Source organism: Pasteuria penetrans, assembly GCF_900538055.1.
In the GTDB taxonomy this organism is placed as follows: domain Bacteria; phylum Bacillota; class Bacilli; order Thermoactinomycetales; family Thermoactinomycetaceae; genus Pasteuria; species Pasteuria penetrans.
Window position 1 is genome coordinate 1315705 of sequence record NZ_UZAC03000001.1, and the last position, 16308, is coordinate 1332012.

The following is a 16308-nucleotide window of genomic DNA, read 5'->3' on the forward strand; positions in this document are numbered from 1 at the left end:
TTATAATCGTGCCCTTCCTCTATCGGTAGGCCTTCATGCGCAAAAGTTGATCTACCGTTACCATTTTATATCCGGAGCGCCTGAGAAAACGAATGATTTTGGGCAATGCCTCCAATGTACCATGAAGACGTTGCTCTCCACCTGCTGAATGCTGGAGGATGATGGCCCCCGGGTGAACCCCCTGCTGGATCGTCTCGATGATGGAACTTGCAGAACGACCGGACCAATCCCGTGTATCCACGCTCCAGTGTACCACGGTGAACCCATGATCGGAAAGCATGCGTACCAAACGTTTGTTCATGGAACCAAAAGGGGGACGAATCAACCTTGGCCGTTTGCCTACAAGATTCTGGATGATCCACTGAGTACGGTAGATTTCCTTTTGGGCCTCGGCCCTCGAAATATAGGGCAAATAGGGGTGACTCCATGTGTGGTTTCCGATCACATGCCCCTCCCGCACCATCCGCTGCAAAAGACGGGGATTGCGTTGCATGAGTTCACCAACTACAAAAAAGGTAGCCTTTACCCCCTCACGACGCAAGATATCAAGGACCCGTTTGGTATAGTACTCATCGGGGCCATCGTCAAAGGTGAGTGCCACCCAACGCCGCGATCGATCCCCTTGATAGTACAGTTGTTTTTTAGCAATCGCTTCTTTGAATGCTTCCGGTTCGTCAATAGGGGAATCCTGGATGATCACCTCCTTGGACCAACCCCCATCCATTCTGGGTACCACCCACAAGGAAAGCAATAACGCTATAATGCATCCTACTCCCAACCGAATTCGCTGACCCATATTCCCGTCACCCCCATGCCCGATTAGTATGATTCAAATGGGCTACCGGTATGGGGGTGGACCCTTTGGTTTTGTTATTTTAACAAGGATTTTCTTGTATATTATAGTATTTTATCAATTATTAGCAAGCAAAATTGGGATTATGAATATTTGGGAGAAAAAAGGAAAACAGGACCAAATTGGGGATGCAACCGATACGAATCAACATCACGTTCCATCCACTGGGGAATCCCTCACATAAGTACCCTCTTTTCCATAATCCGAATCATCTCTTCCAAAAAACGAATAGAAACCTGAATAGGCGACGTAATTATTGCTAAAAATAATATCAAAATGAAATCATGAACGGATAGGGAAGAACCATGGATGGATAGAAACAGATAAGGCGCACTCGCCCTTAATAAGGGCTGCAGCAAAGGTAAGTAAATCCAAACCATGAATCCATGGAGCAATGGAATCCCCAACCCTATTGTCAATAAAGAACGGTACCAATACTTAGTGTTCCATGGATGTTGAGGGGAGAAACTACACCCAAACCAATGTACAAAGAACGCCAAAATACCAAAAATGCCAACAAAAAAAATCATCCCGACTTCCCATTTCTCCATCATCGTGTAGTAATAAAAAAGCGAAGTAGAAACAATATATAACATGATACATAACAAAAATATAATATTTCTTAAAATGTTATATTTTTTATTTAAATAAAAATATTTTTTCCACTCCCTATCCCAGTAGTTCAAACATAACATCAACCCCTCGCGTCCGTTCCACGATTCCCGTAACCATGGAATCCAGGGAAGGGAACAAAAAATGCAGAGGGAAATATATAAGACAATAAAAAATATAGTAAGCGGAAATGGGATAGATGTTAAATTATCTCTAAAAAATACCAACAGGAATGAAATTATCATAGTTACCAGGAATATAACAATCCGAAATCCACCAACATTGCCCTTGTTCTTCATTCCTTGCCCTTCTGCCCTTGTATTATGAGACATACAGTGTAGAAAGAATCTAGGATTTATAATGCAAAGAACTGGAAACAAAAAAATAAAGGAAAATGCACAGAAAGTGATAATAGATACACCATGGGAAAAGGCATACACTCCCATCCACGCTGCAATCGGGAATAATAATAACAATCTAGGCAATATTATGTAAAGTAAGAAGAGAGAGAAACCATGAATTTCCAACACCCCCATTACAATGGAACCAACATTTTGCCGATCCTCCCACAGCTCCACACGTACTACCCTCGCATTATGCAGCTCCTATTGTCCCATCAACATCGCCCCTTGACAATTATTCATAATTCTGATGTTATCCGGTACAACCCTACAATTCACTACGCCTCTTATGAACAAGAGGTTCATCACCACTATGAGTACAAACCCAACCTTGCGACTAAGCCCTCTAGAACCATACATAATAGTCTCACACATTACCATTGCCCGAGTCAATATTCCCCAGCGGATCCAGTGAACGATCGATCTTGGGGTGATAGACCTTACCTTCACCATAACGCCAGACTCTATCTGCTTTCAGATTGCATAATTCTGTACCCAGAATCTAATCATTCGAAATGATGCCCCTTCCCTCACACACAGCCCTGGCAGCATCCGAACGGGTGTATGCATTTTCTGGGGGGATTTTTAGTCCTACTTTTTTGCCTCTTTGGGTGCCCTTTTCCTGTATTTTTTAATAATAATTATTTTACTAATTTGTTATAGATAGAAAATTCGTTTCTGTCCTCTGGTCTCCTCTCGTCCATTTTTATTATGAATCCTATAGGGATTGGAAAAAGGGCGATTCTTACTTTACCAAATTTTCGATCTAAATCGCAGAAACACATGATTCCATACTATTTTCTGATTTTCTTCCCAATCCCTATGATTCATGCTGTCTTCTGGTCCGTTCTTTCTTGCCGTTTCTGGTGATAACGGAGACAGAAGAGGAGAGATCGTTCTCCATTTTTTTATCACAAATAGGAGCCAGTAAGGCGGTATGAGTATTGTGTTCCATCAATCTATAATCCTACCCGCTATTCCATAAAATTTTTAATTTTTATGGAGGGAGCACCCAAAATGGGGGGGAAATCCCCCCAAAAACCCTGTTCAGAAATTCACACCCCCAACGGGATGATGCCAAAAATTCCCATTAACCACAAATACCCGTTCTGGTACAGATCTGATACTGTGCTTCCCCACACCCAAGGAAGAACGCATAAGAACAAACACCGAGACAGCCAGTCCCTAGGATAGCCATTACCCAGGGTATACGCCCCCTTGCAGCAAATTTAATACACACCCCTGCACAACTACTTTCACCGGGAATAGCACAGGATGCACCCACAAGAGCATTACAATGGGAACAAACAGAAAATAATCTATCCCAGATACCCCGCCTCCCTCTAACTTGCCCAGTCAATTCTGAATCAACATAACTATCCGGGATCAACTCCCCTTTGTCATTCCATATGTCCCCATGACTATCAAGATGAAACACCTCCGTCCTGCCCTCGCGAAAGATATAAAAGGATTTCTTCCCCTCAGATGGGATCACAGCCACTACCGGTATGGCCCTATCATCCTTGATCCAAGGCCTTATCATATAACCCATACGTTCACCCGTATACTTATGTCGAAGCAAGTAAGAAGCGGAGAACACGGGAGAAAGGTCTAACTTTTCCTTGAGTTCCTTTGGAATACCCTCTTGATTTTTAAAAAAAGTTCTATAAAATTTTATATCTTGATACTCTATTTTATCACTAACTTCGATATTCCTTTCATTCAGGTAAGAATACACACCTAACTCCCGAATTGCCTTCAGGGATCTATCTAATACAATATTGTGAAAATTTTCATCGTAACCCGGCAATTGTTCAGGAGATATCTCCTTCTCTTCAAAGAGACCCTCCCAATCAACTTTCTTACAGGATGAATTACCAGATCCTTGTCCTTCTGAGGATGATCTGCCTATATTGGAAGAAAAATCATCCACAGAATCCATAGCACTTCCCTGCTCATGGGGTATGATGAGTCCTGATATAAGAACCCCCACACTAATAGAAGAAAATAACCTACGAAATCCCATAGACATACAACGGTCATATCCCACTTTCCGCTGTAAGATTCAAGAGCGGGTAGTCTGTGGTCCCTAAAAATTCCCTATTTGCGTCTTTTCGATTAACAATTGTTTTTATGTTTTTAATAAATAGATAGAAATTTATTGTTAAATCATATTGTAAATAGCACAAAAGGCGTTATAGGGGTGCTTTTTCTCGGAATCGTGGTTAGATATATCTTCAGAATAATTTTATTTTAATCAGGGGGTTCCCTCTGGAGGAATCCATAGGTCAGCAAAACGTCCCTCCTACACGAAACGGGAATCTCAGTAGAACCTAAAGCTCTCCCTCCCCCTGTTTTTGGTCTCTGTTTTTGCCTTTAGTCCCTTGATCTTTTGTTTTGATTCCCTTGTGTTTTTGTTCTTTTCCCCTTGCCCCCTGGCCTAGGCCAGGGGGTTTTCGCGCCCCTACCCCTCCTCCCTCCAACTCACCATTGTTGTTTGTGTTGGCCTGGCCCATTGTGTAATGGCGCCTGGCTTCTCCATCGTGGGGGCTCCAGAATGGCGCTGCTGCATGGCCTTCTTTTATCCCTCTCCCTTGTGGGGAAGGGGGGTTCTTCTATGACTGTCGTTGCCCTTATGTAGCCCTATGCGACCCTATAGTCCTTCTCACTTTTACATACGCAATTCCCGCTATTGCCCTTGGGAAACAGTCGATCCTCTACTCAAAAACTCTGTTCCATGATCCCTTCTGGATCCTCCGCGATATGCATGATGATCAACAGGGTTAGGTGAGATAAAAAAGGGAAATACAAGACAAGAGTGGGGAAATGTATAGAGGACAACCGCTTGGTTTCTGAAATGAAAAACTTAATATAGGAAAGGTTGGTTTTATGATTCCAATTGACTTGGATGTAGACAGAATGGAAAAAAGGATAGAAGAACGTATACAACATTACGAACAGAAAGGATTATCGCTTCAGGAATCCATCCCCCATGTAGTGGAAGAGATCGAGGAAGATTCTGAATGGGCTCCTGGTCCCATGGGGAGGGCTTATACTTTTATAGCCAATTATCAGTTTAAAAAACAAATTTTAGGTGGCCGGGAGAAACACCAAAGGGGTCCCGATTTCCCAAAAGTAGACCGAAATGGTTATAAAAAACGTAAAAAACGCACCAGCAAAGGAATTGTGGTTTACTATGACCCCCAGCCAAGGAAAGGGCATTTCCGATCTGCGGTTACTAAACCCTACAAAAAATATACGAAGTCGTGTATAGATATTCTTTCCTCCTTACGTAAGGCCGGTATGTCCATAAAAAAAATATCCGAATTGTCGAATGATATTCTGCGATCAAAAATCTCACGCTCCACTGTGTCAAGATTACTTATGGGACATCTAAAGGAAGAGAATAGAGGATTCAATGAGGAACCCATAAGAAACCCGCATGAAATTAGGACCGTAAAGGTGGATGCTTACTACAAACCCGTTCGTGGATTCGGGAAAGTAGCTGTCTATGTCATAAAAGCGAGTAGGAAAAATACATCAGGGATAAAAACAGATGAGGTTTTATCAAGTTTGGTAAATCCCCCCGAAACAGCTGAAACTTGGTATGAAGCCCTCCAAAATGTTTACGACCGTGGTTTACGGATGGGTCCTGATACCCTTTTTATTGCTGATGGTCATAAGGGAATCAGAAAGGCGCTAAGCCAAGTATATCCCGAAGCAGGTTTTCAAGGGTGTCAATTCCACAAAATGGTGAATCTTTACCAGGCCTTCAGAAAGGATAGACCGAGAAAAAAAGGAGTGAAGTGGGAACCCATCCGAAGCCGGATTTATCAAGACATTTTTCATGTTCTTGACAAAAAAGAAGCCCTTCATGGCTTGATACGCTTTAGTGATGACTATCAATCCAAGTTGCCCAAGCTCGTTGAAGGTCTATGGGCTTCCTTTGATGATGTGACAACGTATCTCGATTACGACCTAGCGGATGCTGTTCAAAATCGTACAACGGGTTCCTTAGAGAGAAATCACAGGGAGGCCAGACGTTATACGAATGGAGTGAGCTGTTATCCTACCCTTGATTCATTCCAAAGGGTGATTGATTCCGTGTATAAAAATTTCAACTTAGAGCAGGCAAAGAAACTTAGTGGGATGGATAATCACTCTGTGTCCGCATGGGGACTGGGAGAATTCGCTATCCCTGCCATGTATCCCCTATCTTCACACTAAAAAAATAATATTCTTACATTTATTTTCAGGAAAACCAACCTACCCTGAGTATGGGTATGGCTTCCATTTTTTTACATAATTGCCATTTACAGTAATTTTTTATGTTTTATTATAATTTTTAAATTATTGTGTAATTTTAACTTTTATTATGTATGTCAATGGTTATAATTCATTACGATGATATGATTTCCGAAGGATGGGGAACCCAAGAAAGTCAATCAGGGGGAGATTACAACCGAAAAAGGGATATCACCCATACAACCCCCTATACGAGCTATCAAAACTCTGAACAACAACTGCCTGCACCAAGGTGCCTTCAAGGGAATACTGCAATTTCTAATACGTAATAGGAAAAACTCATATATTATTTTATAAATTAATAGAGACAGATGTTCTTTGGCATGGGCCCGTGTACAATGAACTGAAGAAACAAACTAATTATAGGGGAAAAGTAGACCCTCACCCAACTGATCCTTACAATCTAAAATTGAGGAAAAGCCCACCCGACGATATTCCAAATCTGAAGTTCGGCCAAGGGCCAGGGCCCGCATTCCCGACCGGACACCCTGTCACTATTCCATACCTTCCCCCACATCCCAATATCCAGATTACTTCAAAACTCACGCTCAAATCGTAAACAATAGTGGATATACCTGTCAAGTGGATATATCTGTCCACTGGGAAGAGGAAGTGGTGGGGAAAGAGTACATAGAGCATGGTTTTATATTATTTAAATATAATAAATATTTTATATAAATAATTAATATTTTTATAATGAATAAATTATTTATAAAAAATATTCATATAGGAATCACCCCGAACCAAGCAAAGGTAGGTCGTCCTCCGTGACCTCTCCCGACGTATCAAGCCACACTTCGGTTTCGACATGAACTGTCCTTTTCGATGCGTCACCAAACGGTTCACCCCCGTTGAGCCCCCTAATCCTCACCTGACGGGGATTCATCTAACCCCATCTTTTCCTAACTGCTCACCATCGGGATATTGCTACCTTCAACAGTATTAGGTGGTTCGGAACCTCAGTAACCTCCCAACCAACCGGTTTCGACAGGCCACTGATAAAGACTACACCACTTACAAAGCCTACTGAACACACACATGAAGGAATTCAAAGAATTGGAGGACAAATTTGAGTACACAATGGAAGATTAAGCCCTCCCCCACCCTCTTTAACCCATTCCGGGGAACCCCCGCCAACGCCAAAAAACACTCTGGCATAATCAGAGCGTTTTTTGGCTATCCGAACACACGAAAATGGATACAGATGGAAGAACAGGGGCAAACCCACACAACCACCATAAAATGCCCCCTTCACATATATCAGACTATTCCATAAATCATCCCGTGGATTTATCGCTCAACAACACCATGTTTGGGAACTGACAATTGCCAGGCATAACGAAAATCCCTCTTTTCATCCCAAGAGATCCCTGCATCCAAGAAATCGTAGAGGGCCTCCACATCCTTAGCATGCCGCGCATAACCTGGCAAAATTTGCAGATCCCCCCATAACTTTGGCAACCACATACGCAGTGGACTCTTATCGCCGGTATAATAGGCGCGTTGAATCTCGGGATCGCGCAGGGGTTCCAGGGAGAGAAGGTGAGCGCAACGAATCACAAGCGCGGCAACCGCTAGCACACCCTTTGTCAAAATGGGCGAAATCAGCCAGCTGGGTAACGTTCGATATTCAAAACCCCCATGATTTTTCTCACGAAAATCTCCTAGGAAACCGTACTTGGGACGGCGGGTACAACCACGTTCATCCTCTGCCAGTACCAACGGAAGAGCCAAATAATTATCCAATGCCCGTAGGATGGGAAACGTAGGCTTCAACCCCCCAAAATGCACATGCCCCCCCAACGACAATCCAGCATGGGGCATAGCACCAGCTAGCCAGCGCGCGGCAATACCCTGCATACGCCGATTAGCCTGCAACAAACTACGTCGTAACTCCAAAAAAAGGGCATGGGGTGTAGCCTGTGGGGGTGGACGGAGTTCGACAATCGGTTTGTTATTCCTACCCGTTCCCACTCGAATGGCATCACAACCGATTCGACCTTGCATAGGAAAATAATGTGAAGCCACCAACAAACGTCCCTGTGGGGACTGCATTACAAATTCCGGATCCGCTCCCAAGGAAAGCCTATGATGAACCCAGGGAGCTTCCCCCAACCACCGATAGTATCCCGACAAAGCCCGTGCAAACATCCGTGCCAAATCACGATGGCAGCGCGGACTTGAAAGCACATGCAAAACCACAATCCGGCGACCTGTACCCACGCCACAGCGTACCACACCATAATCCAGTCCCAATGCATAGAGAGAACGCACAGCTAGTGTTCGCACACGTTGCAATTCCCTATCCGTTTCATGGTCAGGAACACGCCGAAACTCCGGCCGCTGCACAGATCGTGGTTTAGCCAACCAAGCTGGTGCGTGTACGGAACGGTATATGCGTAGTACTTTGGTTTGGAACACACCCACCCAATATACGCGCAGCAGCCGCATCTCCGGCGCAGTGGCCACGCCATGGAGCCGCAACCACTCCTCTTGTTGGACTTCGGGTCGTGCCATAGTAGAACGCTCTGGTGCGTTGAGGGTACGCCATAACACATTACCTTTTGGAATCCCTAATTGAATCGATTCTGGCAATCGACCACGAATGAGGATTTGATCTGTCAAAACTTCCTCGTCCAACCAAGGTGCCTCGCCGGAAAGAGTGAGGGTTCCCATACAACGCCCCCTCGCAACCGGTCCTTTTTAGACAACCCCCACAACAAGCCCATTTCCGCATTCATTCCCTATATGGAGGGAGAAGAATCGCCACATCTCAGTTGTTATCAAGGTCATCCAAAAGGAGATCAGGATCAAGATCCTCAAAGGATCTCGTCTCCAGTGAGTCATCCATGCCATGATGTTCCTTGTCATCAGCCTCTGCATAGGATAGGGGATGAACCGCGACACACATTTTTGTTTCACCAATCAGCTCCACCAACAACTCCTTCTCCACTCGAACTTGTACGGCCTCCCGATGCGGTGTGAAGGCTGCTTCTATGCAGTTAGGGGCCTGCGCCACGGTAACTGTAACTCTAATAGTGGATTCATGAACATTGTTGTCCATAAAAGTCAAGGGAATGCTCTCTTTATAATCCACTCTCTCGTTCAAAACTGCAGTTTCCGTATTCCCACCGGTGGAGTACCAAATGTTGAGATCGTAACTCCCCACTACATCTGCCATATCCCCACGCCGCTGACAATCATACCTGTGATTGATAACCCAGGCGCCAAGGATCGTGTGCATTTTCTCAGGCGGGCGGAAGGTATGTGCCAATTGAGAAAATTTATGACCCTTACCCACCACAGCACGTGTGATGATTTGTCGGTAAGTTGGTGCTCGTTCGGTACGCGACAACGTGCTCCCCCCTCCTAGTGTCGTTCCCTAAGAGTGTATGCAGGACATCTGCCTAGCGTTCCAGGCTCCTGGGACGAAGAAGCATCGTTTCCGCAAACAATCCATACGAACGTCAGGAAACATAGGCATTCCAGACCCTATATCACATTCGCAAAGAAAGATTTTTGCCGACGATATTCCATAAAGAACCCCCGCTCATGCAGAAAAGGTCCATCGATTCTCATCCGTTCGTCCCCCGCGAAACTAGAGGGCTCCACAAAACCCACACACGGTAATTTCAACCCACCACACTGGCGGGGATGGACCGGGAATTCCCTCCCTGTACTATCCCACGCAAGGAAAAGGAATTCGCCTCCGTAACCTGCACGTAGAGCAACTTCCCAATCCACTCCTGTGGCCCTTCAAAATGAATCAATTTATTCGTACGAGTCCTCCCCGTGAGGCGATCCCTACGCTTCTTGCTCGTACCTTCTACCAGTACCTCCAGGACCTGACCCACTAGAGCCAAATTGCAATCCCGACTGATGTCATTCTGTATCTTATGCAAACGTCGTAGACGTTCCGCCTTGGCAGTCTGCGAGATATCATCTGGCATACTAGCGGCCGGTGTCCCCACACGCGGCGAATAAACGAAGGAAAAAACAGAATCAAAACGTACCTCCTCTAGCAGGGACAACGTACGCGCAAACTGCTCCTCCGTTTCCCCAGGAAAACCTACAATGATATCGGTCGTCAATGCAATATCCGGAATCGCCACCCGCAAACGCCGTACAAAATCAAGATACTGCACCCGATTATAGATACGACCCATTCTTTTGAGGATCCTATCATCACCGGATTGTACCGGTAGATGGAAATGCTCCACCAGATTCCCCCGTTTGGCAAGCACATCGATAAGCGCATCATTACAATCCCGTGGGTGACTCGTCGTGAAACGAACCCTTGGAATGGGAACAGATCGCAGATCGTCCAACAAACGGTCGAATGGGTAAGGGGAATCGGATAGATCCTTACCATAGGCATTCACATTCTGCCCCAACAACGTTACCTCACAATACCCGGAGGCAGCCAACTGCCGCACCTCTTCCAGGATTGCCCCCGGCGGCCGGCTGCGCTCCTTCCCTCGCGTATAAGGCACAATGCAATAGGTGCAAAGTTTATCACAACCGTACATGATATTAACAAAGGCCCGTAATTGATCACCACGAACTTTAGGAAGTTGCTCGATTATTTCCCCTTCCTGCGACCAAACTTCCACCACCATCTCCTTGCTAAAGTACGCCTCTTCTAGAAGATAGGGAAGGCGATAAATATTATGCGTACCAAAAACCAGATCTACATACGGATGAACTTCTAAGACACGCCGCACCACAACCTCCTCCTGTGGCATACAACCGCAAATCCCGAGCAGGAGCCCGGGATGTTCACGCTTACGTTGTGCCAAACGTCCTAATTCCCCAAACACTTTATCCTCCGCATTCTCGCGAATGGCACACGTATTGAGAAGGATAAGATCTGCCTCCTCCTCCTCCTCCGTTACCTCATACCCCATCGATTCCAACAACCCTGCCAGGGCTTCACTATCATGAACGTTCATCTGACAACCGTAAGTAACAATCCGGTATTTCTTACCCACACCCAAGGTACGGAGATGGGACGGCAAGGGTTCCATATCGACCACAGCAACGGAACTGCGTGTACGTTTCTTAGCCGCCCGCAAATCTGGACGCTGATCGGTAGCCATATCTGTTCCCCCTTCAAACTTCCATTAAGTATGTCATATTTTTTCGTTCGCCCGTCGGAATTCACACTCAGCCCTTATTGTAGCGCACAGACCCCTTCCCTGGCTAACCAAGTACGTATGGCATCCATTTTCCTATCCTGAAAAAGGTTTATTTCATTCATAACACCCTTCACCCGTATACTTATCGAATCCTAATACAAAAATCCAGTAAAACTAATTATTTTCAGTTTTTTAAGTATAAATTTTTAATAAATATAAATACATGGGTATACCCCTACACCCATACTATGGAATACGGGAAAGACAGTACCCGAACAGATTTTTTATGCTCATGCACGTAGAAGCCCTGTATATATCGATAGATTGAAATAAAATAATACAATAAACATTTGTATAATTCTTATTATTTTAATTTTTTCTATTTTTCAATAATAGGATCGGTATGGTAATGGAACACGAAAAGAGAGGACCGTGATGGCATAGTGATAGGAAAATTGACTCGGTGGTTACCACAAAAGGGAATGAAGACGTTGCAAATTTGCTTGGGATGCATAAGTATTGGCATTTGGGCGGGCACCGAATACAACCCCTATTTATGGAATCACACGCATGCCCATAACGTCCACAGTGGTGGGGAATGGACCCCTGCAAGGCCTGTCTACGAAATTACTGGTACCTATGAGCCAAAACAACGCGATCTAAAAGGTCACATGCAACTCCATGTACCAGAAAATCTCCCCGAGGCCCAAGGGAATTCCGTCTTTCTACACCTCTATCCTAATGCATTTCATCATTGGAAACATGAAAAATTCATACGACCCGTGAAACCCGGTTTCTTGATCCCCTACAATGTAAAAATCAACGGGCAAAATGCTGTTACAGAACTACATCATAATAAAACAATCCTGCAAATCCACCTGCCACGGCAAACAAAGGAAACCACATTGAATATAGAAATGGATTACCACCTCCGCATCCCGGAAGGGGGACTACGGTTGAGCCAGGAGGGGAAAACCGCCTTCCTAGCTCAATGGTATCCTATGCTAGCTGTCCATGATCAAAATCGTTGGCACCTGAATCCTTATACCACTATAGGGGAACCCTTCTACACCCGAGCAGCTGATTACCATGTCTCCCTCGAAACCCCCCCCGGGTACCGTATCATTTCCACTGGTAGGAATCCGGAACCTAGTAAAAACACAGCACGGATTTCATCCCACCAAACACGTGATTTTACAGCAATGATCACTTCAGAATACCAGGCACTCACTAGTCAAGAGGATGGTGTATATATCCATCTATGGTACCGACCCGAGGATCGAGAACTAGCACAATCATTGCAACATACCGCTGTCTCCAGCTTACGTTTCTTCAGCGAAAAATTCGGGGCATACCGTGACGAAATAACCGATGAACTGGACATCGTGTTTGATTCATCGAAGATCAACCCCGGCAACATGGGGGGTATGGAATATCCCGGGTTAATCACCATCCAAACCCGAGGCATATCACGGATGAGAAGAGAGATTCCCATACCCGATAACGCAATAAAAACCCCATTGGCTCACGAAATAGCCCACCAGTGGTGGTATGGATTTGTGGGCAATAACCAAGCACAAGAAGCATGGCTCGATGAGGGATTAACCACCTTTTCTGAAATCCTCTACATGGAGAACGTGGAGGGGGAAACCCATCTAGACGATTTACGGAAAATCGTCTCCAGCTCTGATAAAAGCGAAATCGGCAAGAAGGAAACACTCACTGGAGATCCGCATTCCAAAGAATCCTATGGCATCATGGCCTATGCAAGGCCCGCAGCCATGATGTTCGATTTGGCTACTGAAGTGGGGAATATGGACGAATTATTGGCAATCTTAAATAAATACCACAATCAATATCGCTATAAGATTGCAACAGGCTGCGAATTCATACGATTTGTGGAATCACAATCTAGAAAAAATTTGAGATATTTTTTCTATAAATGGTTGTACCGTTTGCCAGATGATTGTCTATCGGAGAACGAAAAACCAGTAACAAAATAGAGGAAAATTAGGTTGCTGGGAACAGCAGATCATCTAGCAATTTATGTGACCCTTCCCCCATGAAGCCGCGGCGTATCCGGTGAACCAATCCAACGCCGCGGAAACAACGCAAACAGTGGACCATCGATATCGCGGTTAAGGCCAACTCCCCCCATCCACCAGGTCATTATGGCTATAGCAGAGGGAATATGAACTTTCCGATGCTCTCTGACTCACTATGGGAAGTCAATGGACGGGTTGTTTACCCCCATAAGACTTCCCGCTATCATAATAGATTTTTCTCTCTGAAATGTTGTTTTTTTCCTAGTAATGTTGTACCATGGATGTGAGTGCTTAGGGTTTCCCCCTTCTGGTTTTATTGTTTTGTGCCAATCAATGGGCACAGGGTCAAAAGTCCCCCGCAGGGCTCTTAAGTCTTCGGGAACTATCTTGTATTTTTTTAATAGAATATATTTATTTATTAATGAGAATACCCATTGCATGTATTTGTTAGTAAATAGTATGTTCTGATTGTACGATAGCAGGTACGAAAACTGGAGTGGGCGTGTATAAACGATCGGCCGGTACTATCTCATACTTTTGACCCTACACCCAATATCCTACCAGGGATAGGGGGCATAGGCCATCATCCCCTTTCTACATACCGTAGCGGTAATTTTCACTCCTAATTCGTTGTAAATAGTGTGACAGTATTCTATTTTTTATCCGATAGCTCGGTTCATGGTCATCAAACAGGGTTCAGCGTGCCTATACTATGGACAGGTATTTTCACTAATAAAATGTTATTATATTACTAGTTTATTTTACCAAAAGGTGTAACTAGGTTCATAACAGTGGGAACATTCCCCACAGAAAATTGCACGATCCCAACATACGAGGAAGAGAAATAGGATGACATACGTAATGAGAAAATTGGTTCGATGGTTACCACAACAGAAAAGAAAGATGTTGCAGATTTGCTTAGGATTCGTAGGTATTAGCATTTGGACAAGCATCGAATACAACCCTTGTTTCTGGAATTACGCCCATGCCCATGATATCCACAGTGGTGGGGAATGGACCCCCGCAAGACCTATCTATAAAATTACCGGTACCTATAAGCCAAAGCAACGTAGTCTAAAAGGTCATATGCAGCTCTATGTATCGGCAAATCTCCCCGAGGCCCAAGGGGATTCCATATTTCTACATCTCTACCCTAATGCATTTCATCATTGGAAACATGAAAAATCCTTTCGACCTGCAAAACCCGGTTTCTTGATCCCCCACAACGTGAAAATCAACGGGCAGAATGCTGTTACAGAACTACATCATGATAAAACAATCCTGCAAATCCACCTGCCACAGCAAGTAAAGGGAACCACATTGGACATAGAAATGGATTATCACCTCCGCATTCCTAAGGGAGGCATACGGTTGAGCCAGGAGGGGAAAACCGCCTTCTTAGCCCAATGGTACCCTATGCTAGCTGTTCGTGATCAAAAGGGTTGGCACCTAAATCCCTACACCCCTACGAGTGAACCTTTCTACACCCGAGCAGCTGATTACCATGTCTCCTTCGAGGTTCCCCCTGGATACCGTGTCATTTCCACTGGTAGGAATCCAGAACCTATGAAAAACACAGCACAGATCTCATCCCACCAAACACGTGATTTTACAGCAATGATCACTTCAGAGTACCAGGCACTCACCGTTCAAGAGGATGGCGTACACATCCATCTGTGGCACCGACCCAAAGATCGGAAACTAGCACAATCATCGCAACATACTGCTGTTTCCAGCTTGCGTTTCTTTAGCGAAAAATTCGGAGCATACCGTGACGAAATAACCGATGAACTGGACATCGTGCTTGATTCATCAAAAACCAATCCTAGCAACATGGGGGGTATGGAATACCCGGGATTAGTCACCATCTCCACCCAGAGCACACAAAGGACTCCCGCATCCCATAATAGCACAACAATAAAGGACACATTGACCCACGAGATAGCCCACCAGTGGTGGTATGGATTTGTAGGCAATAATCAAGCGCGAGAAGCATGGCTCGATGAGGGATTGACCACATTTTCCCATAACCTCTACATGAAGAACGTGGAAGGGGAAGACCGTATACTAGACGGTTTAAGGAAATCTGTCTCCGAAGCCGATAAAAACGGAATCGGCAAAAAGGAAGCACTCGCCGGGAATCCCCCCTCCAAAGAATCCTACATCACTATGGCCTATGCAAGACCCGCGGCCATGATGTTCGATTTGGCTACTGAAGTGGGTGGTATGGATGAATTATTGGGGATATTGAAAAAATACCACACTCAATATCGCTACAAGATTGCAACGAGCTGCGACTTCATTCGATTTGTGGAATCCCAATCCGGAAAAGATTTGAGATATTTTTTCAAGAAATGGTTGTACCGTTTGCCCGAGGATTGTCCATCAGGTAACGAAAACCAGTAACAAAATAGAAAAAATAAGTTGCCGGGAACAGTAAGCCCATCTAGCAACCCACGTAGCCTTTCCACCCATGGAGCCGCGATGGGCGTCTGGGATACCAAACCCAACAACGCAGCCACAAGATGTGGGAGTGGGCCATAAGGATGAGAGAGCCCCCCACCACCACATATCCGAGAATCCCCCATTTGATGAAGACATCAACCACAATCCCATTGGTAATAGGAAACTCGGTGTTTCAATTCTCCCCTTGTTTTAGAGGGGGGAAACCTTCCCCCTGAGCAACCTGACCCTAAAAGGGCCCCCTGTTAACATAGGGGGCCCTTTTATCATGGGGAAAACATAAGAATGAAGTTTCTCTCTGAACTAAGCCCTCCAACTTGGAGGGCATAAAATTTATCATAAAAAATTTATCATAAGTAAATAAATGAAACAATAAGAAAAAATATATTGTTTATAAAAATAAATTTTTTTTGCACAATATAAATATATAATATAAATACAGCAATAATGAAATCCGAATACAAACTATTATGAATATGAAACGGATCAAG

At 44.6% G+C, this 16308-nt stretch carries 12 protein-coding genes; 3 read left to right on the forward strand and 9 right to left on the reverse strand.

Going from position 1 to position 16308, the window contains the following annotated elements; genetic code table 11:
• Positions 1–19: 19 nt before the first annotated feature.
• From PPRES148_RS05425 to PPRES148_RS05435, 4 genes are all read right to left on the reverse strand, one after another.
• Positions 20–796: a polysaccharide deacetylase family protein gene (locus PPRES148_RS05425; protein ID WP_149453577.1), complete on the reverse strand. Its 777-nt coding sequence runs from the start codon at positions 794–796 to the stop codon at positions 20–22.
• A gap of 233 nt (positions 797–1029) precedes the next feature.
• A complete protein-coding gene (locus tag PPRES148_RS05430; RefSeq protein ID WP_149453578.1) occupies positions 1030–1539 on the reverse strand; it encodes a hypothetical protein in 510 nt (169 codons plus the stop codon).
• A gap of 531 nt (positions 1540–2070) precedes the next feature.
• A complete protein-coding gene (locus PPRES148_RS11230; protein ID WP_187820660.1) occupies positions 2071–2247 on the reverse strand; it encodes a hypothetical protein in 177 nt (58 codons plus the stop codon).
• Positions 2248–2956: 709 nt separating this feature from the next.
• Positions 2957–3898: a halocin C8-like domain-containing protein gene (locus PPRES148_RS05435; protein ID WP_149453579.1), complete on the reverse strand. Its 942-nt coding sequence runs from the start codon at positions 3896–3898 to the stop codon at positions 2957–2959.
• An 857-nt stretch (positions 3899–4755) separates the two neighbouring features.
• Here PPRES148_RS05435 and PPRES148_RS05440 point away from each other — a divergent pair.
• Positions 4756–6093, forward strand: a complete 1338-nt coding sequence (locus PPRES148_RS05440) for an IS256 family transposase (protein ID WP_149453264.1) — start codon at positions 4756–4758, stop codon at positions 6091–6093.
• Positions 6094–6904: 811 nt separating this feature from the next.
• On the opposite strand, the gene PPRES148_RS11235 is transcribed toward PPRES148_RS05440, so the two are convergent.
• From PPRES148_RS11235 to miaB, 4 genes are all read right to left on the reverse strand, one after another.
• Positions 6905–7057 carry a hypothetical protein gene (locus PPRES148_RS11235; RefSeq protein WP_187820662.1) on the reverse strand — a complete coding sequence of 51 codons (153 nt, stop codon included), beginning with the start codon at positions 7055–7057 and terminating at the stop codon, positions 6905–6907.
• Between the two features lie 404 nt (positions 7058–7461).
• Entirely contained in the window at positions 7462–8847 is a 1386-nt protein-coding gene (locus PPRES148_RS05445) for a putative amidoligase domain-containing protein (protein WP_149453580.1), read from the reverse strand.
• 97 nt (positions 8848–8944) lie between these two features.
• On the reverse strand, positions 8945–9526 hold the full coding sequence (gene cotE / locus PPRES148_RS05450) for an outer spore coat protein CotE (protein WP_149453581.1): 582 nt from the start codon (positions 9524–9526) through the stop codon (positions 8945–8947).
• Positions 9527–9803: 277 nt separating this feature from the next.
• Positions 9804–11270 carry a tRNA (N6-isopentenyl adenosine(37)-C2)-methylthiotransferase MiaB gene (gene miaB / locus PPRES148_RS05455; protein ID WP_149453582.1) on the reverse strand — a complete coding sequence of 489 codons (1467 nt, stop codon included), beginning with the start codon at positions 11268–11270 and terminating at the stop codon, positions 9804–9806.
• A gap of 482 nt (positions 11271–11752) precedes the next feature.
• Between miaB and PPRES148_RS05460 the strand changes: the two genes are divergently transcribed.
• Together PPRES148_RS05460 and PPRES148_RS05465 are read left to right on the forward strand one after the other, a co-directional pair.
• The gene (locus PPRES148_RS05460; protein WP_149453583.1) at positions 11753–13312 is read left to right on the forward strand and encodes a M1 family metallopeptidase; all 1560 of its coding nucleotides are present in this window, start codon (positions 11753–11755) and stop codon (positions 13310–13312) included.
• A gap of 903 nt (positions 13313–14215) precedes the next feature.
• The gene (locus PPRES148_RS05465) at positions 14216–15760 is read left to right on the forward strand and encodes a M1 family metallopeptidase (protein ID WP_187820664.1); all 1545 of its coding nucleotides are present in this window, start codon (positions 14216–14218) and stop codon (positions 15758–15760) included.
• Here PPRES148_RS05465 and PPRES148_RS05470 read toward each other — a convergent pair.
• Positions 15740–15925, reverse strand: a complete 186-nt coding sequence (locus PPRES148_RS05470) for a hypothetical protein (protein WP_149453585.1) — start codon at positions 15923–15925, stop codon at positions 15740–15742. The two genes, PPRES148_RS05465 and PPRES148_RS05470, sit on opposite strands and share 21 nt — an antisense overlap.
• Positions 15926–16308: the final 383 nt, after the last annotated feature.

Bases quoted from the DNA above. Each gene is read 5' to 3' on its own strand.
- PPRES148_RS05445 (WP_149453580.1), bottom strand. From the start codon at position 8,847: ATGGGAACCCTCACTCTTTCCGGCGAGGCACCTTGGTTGGACGAGGAA.
- PPRES148_RS05425 (WP_149453577.1), bottom strand. From the start codon at position 796: ATGGGTCAGCGAATTCGGTTGGGAGTAGGATGCATTATAGCGTTATTG.
- PPRES148_RS05470 (WP_149453585.1), bottom strand. From the start codon at position 15,925: ATGTGGTGGTGGGGGGCTCTCTCATCCTTATGGCCCACTCCCACATCT.
- PPRES148_RS05465 (WP_187820664.1), top strand. From the start codon at position 14,216: ATGAGAAAATTGGTTCGATGGTTACCACAACAGAAAAGAAAGATGTTG.
- PPRES148_RS05440 (WP_149453264.1), top strand. From the start codon at position 4,756: ATGATTCCAATTGACTTGGATGTAGACAGAATGGAAAAAAGGATAGAA.
- PPRES148_RS05435 (WP_149453579.1), bottom strand. From the start codon at position 3,898: ATGTCTATGGGATTTCGTAGGTTATTTTCTTCTATTAGTGTGGGGGTT.
- PPRES148_RS11230 (WP_187820660.1), bottom strand. From the start codon at position 2,247: ATGGTAATGTGTGAGACTATTATGTATGGTTCTAGAGGGCTTAGTCGC.
- PPRES148_RS11235 (WP_187820662.1), bottom strand. From the start codon at position 7,057: ATGAATCCCCGTCAGGTGAGGATTAGGGGGCTCAACGGGGGTGAACCG.
- miaB (WP_149453582.1), bottom strand. From the start codon at position 11,270: ATGGCTACCGATCAGCGTCCAGATTTGCGGGCGGCTAAGAAACGTACA.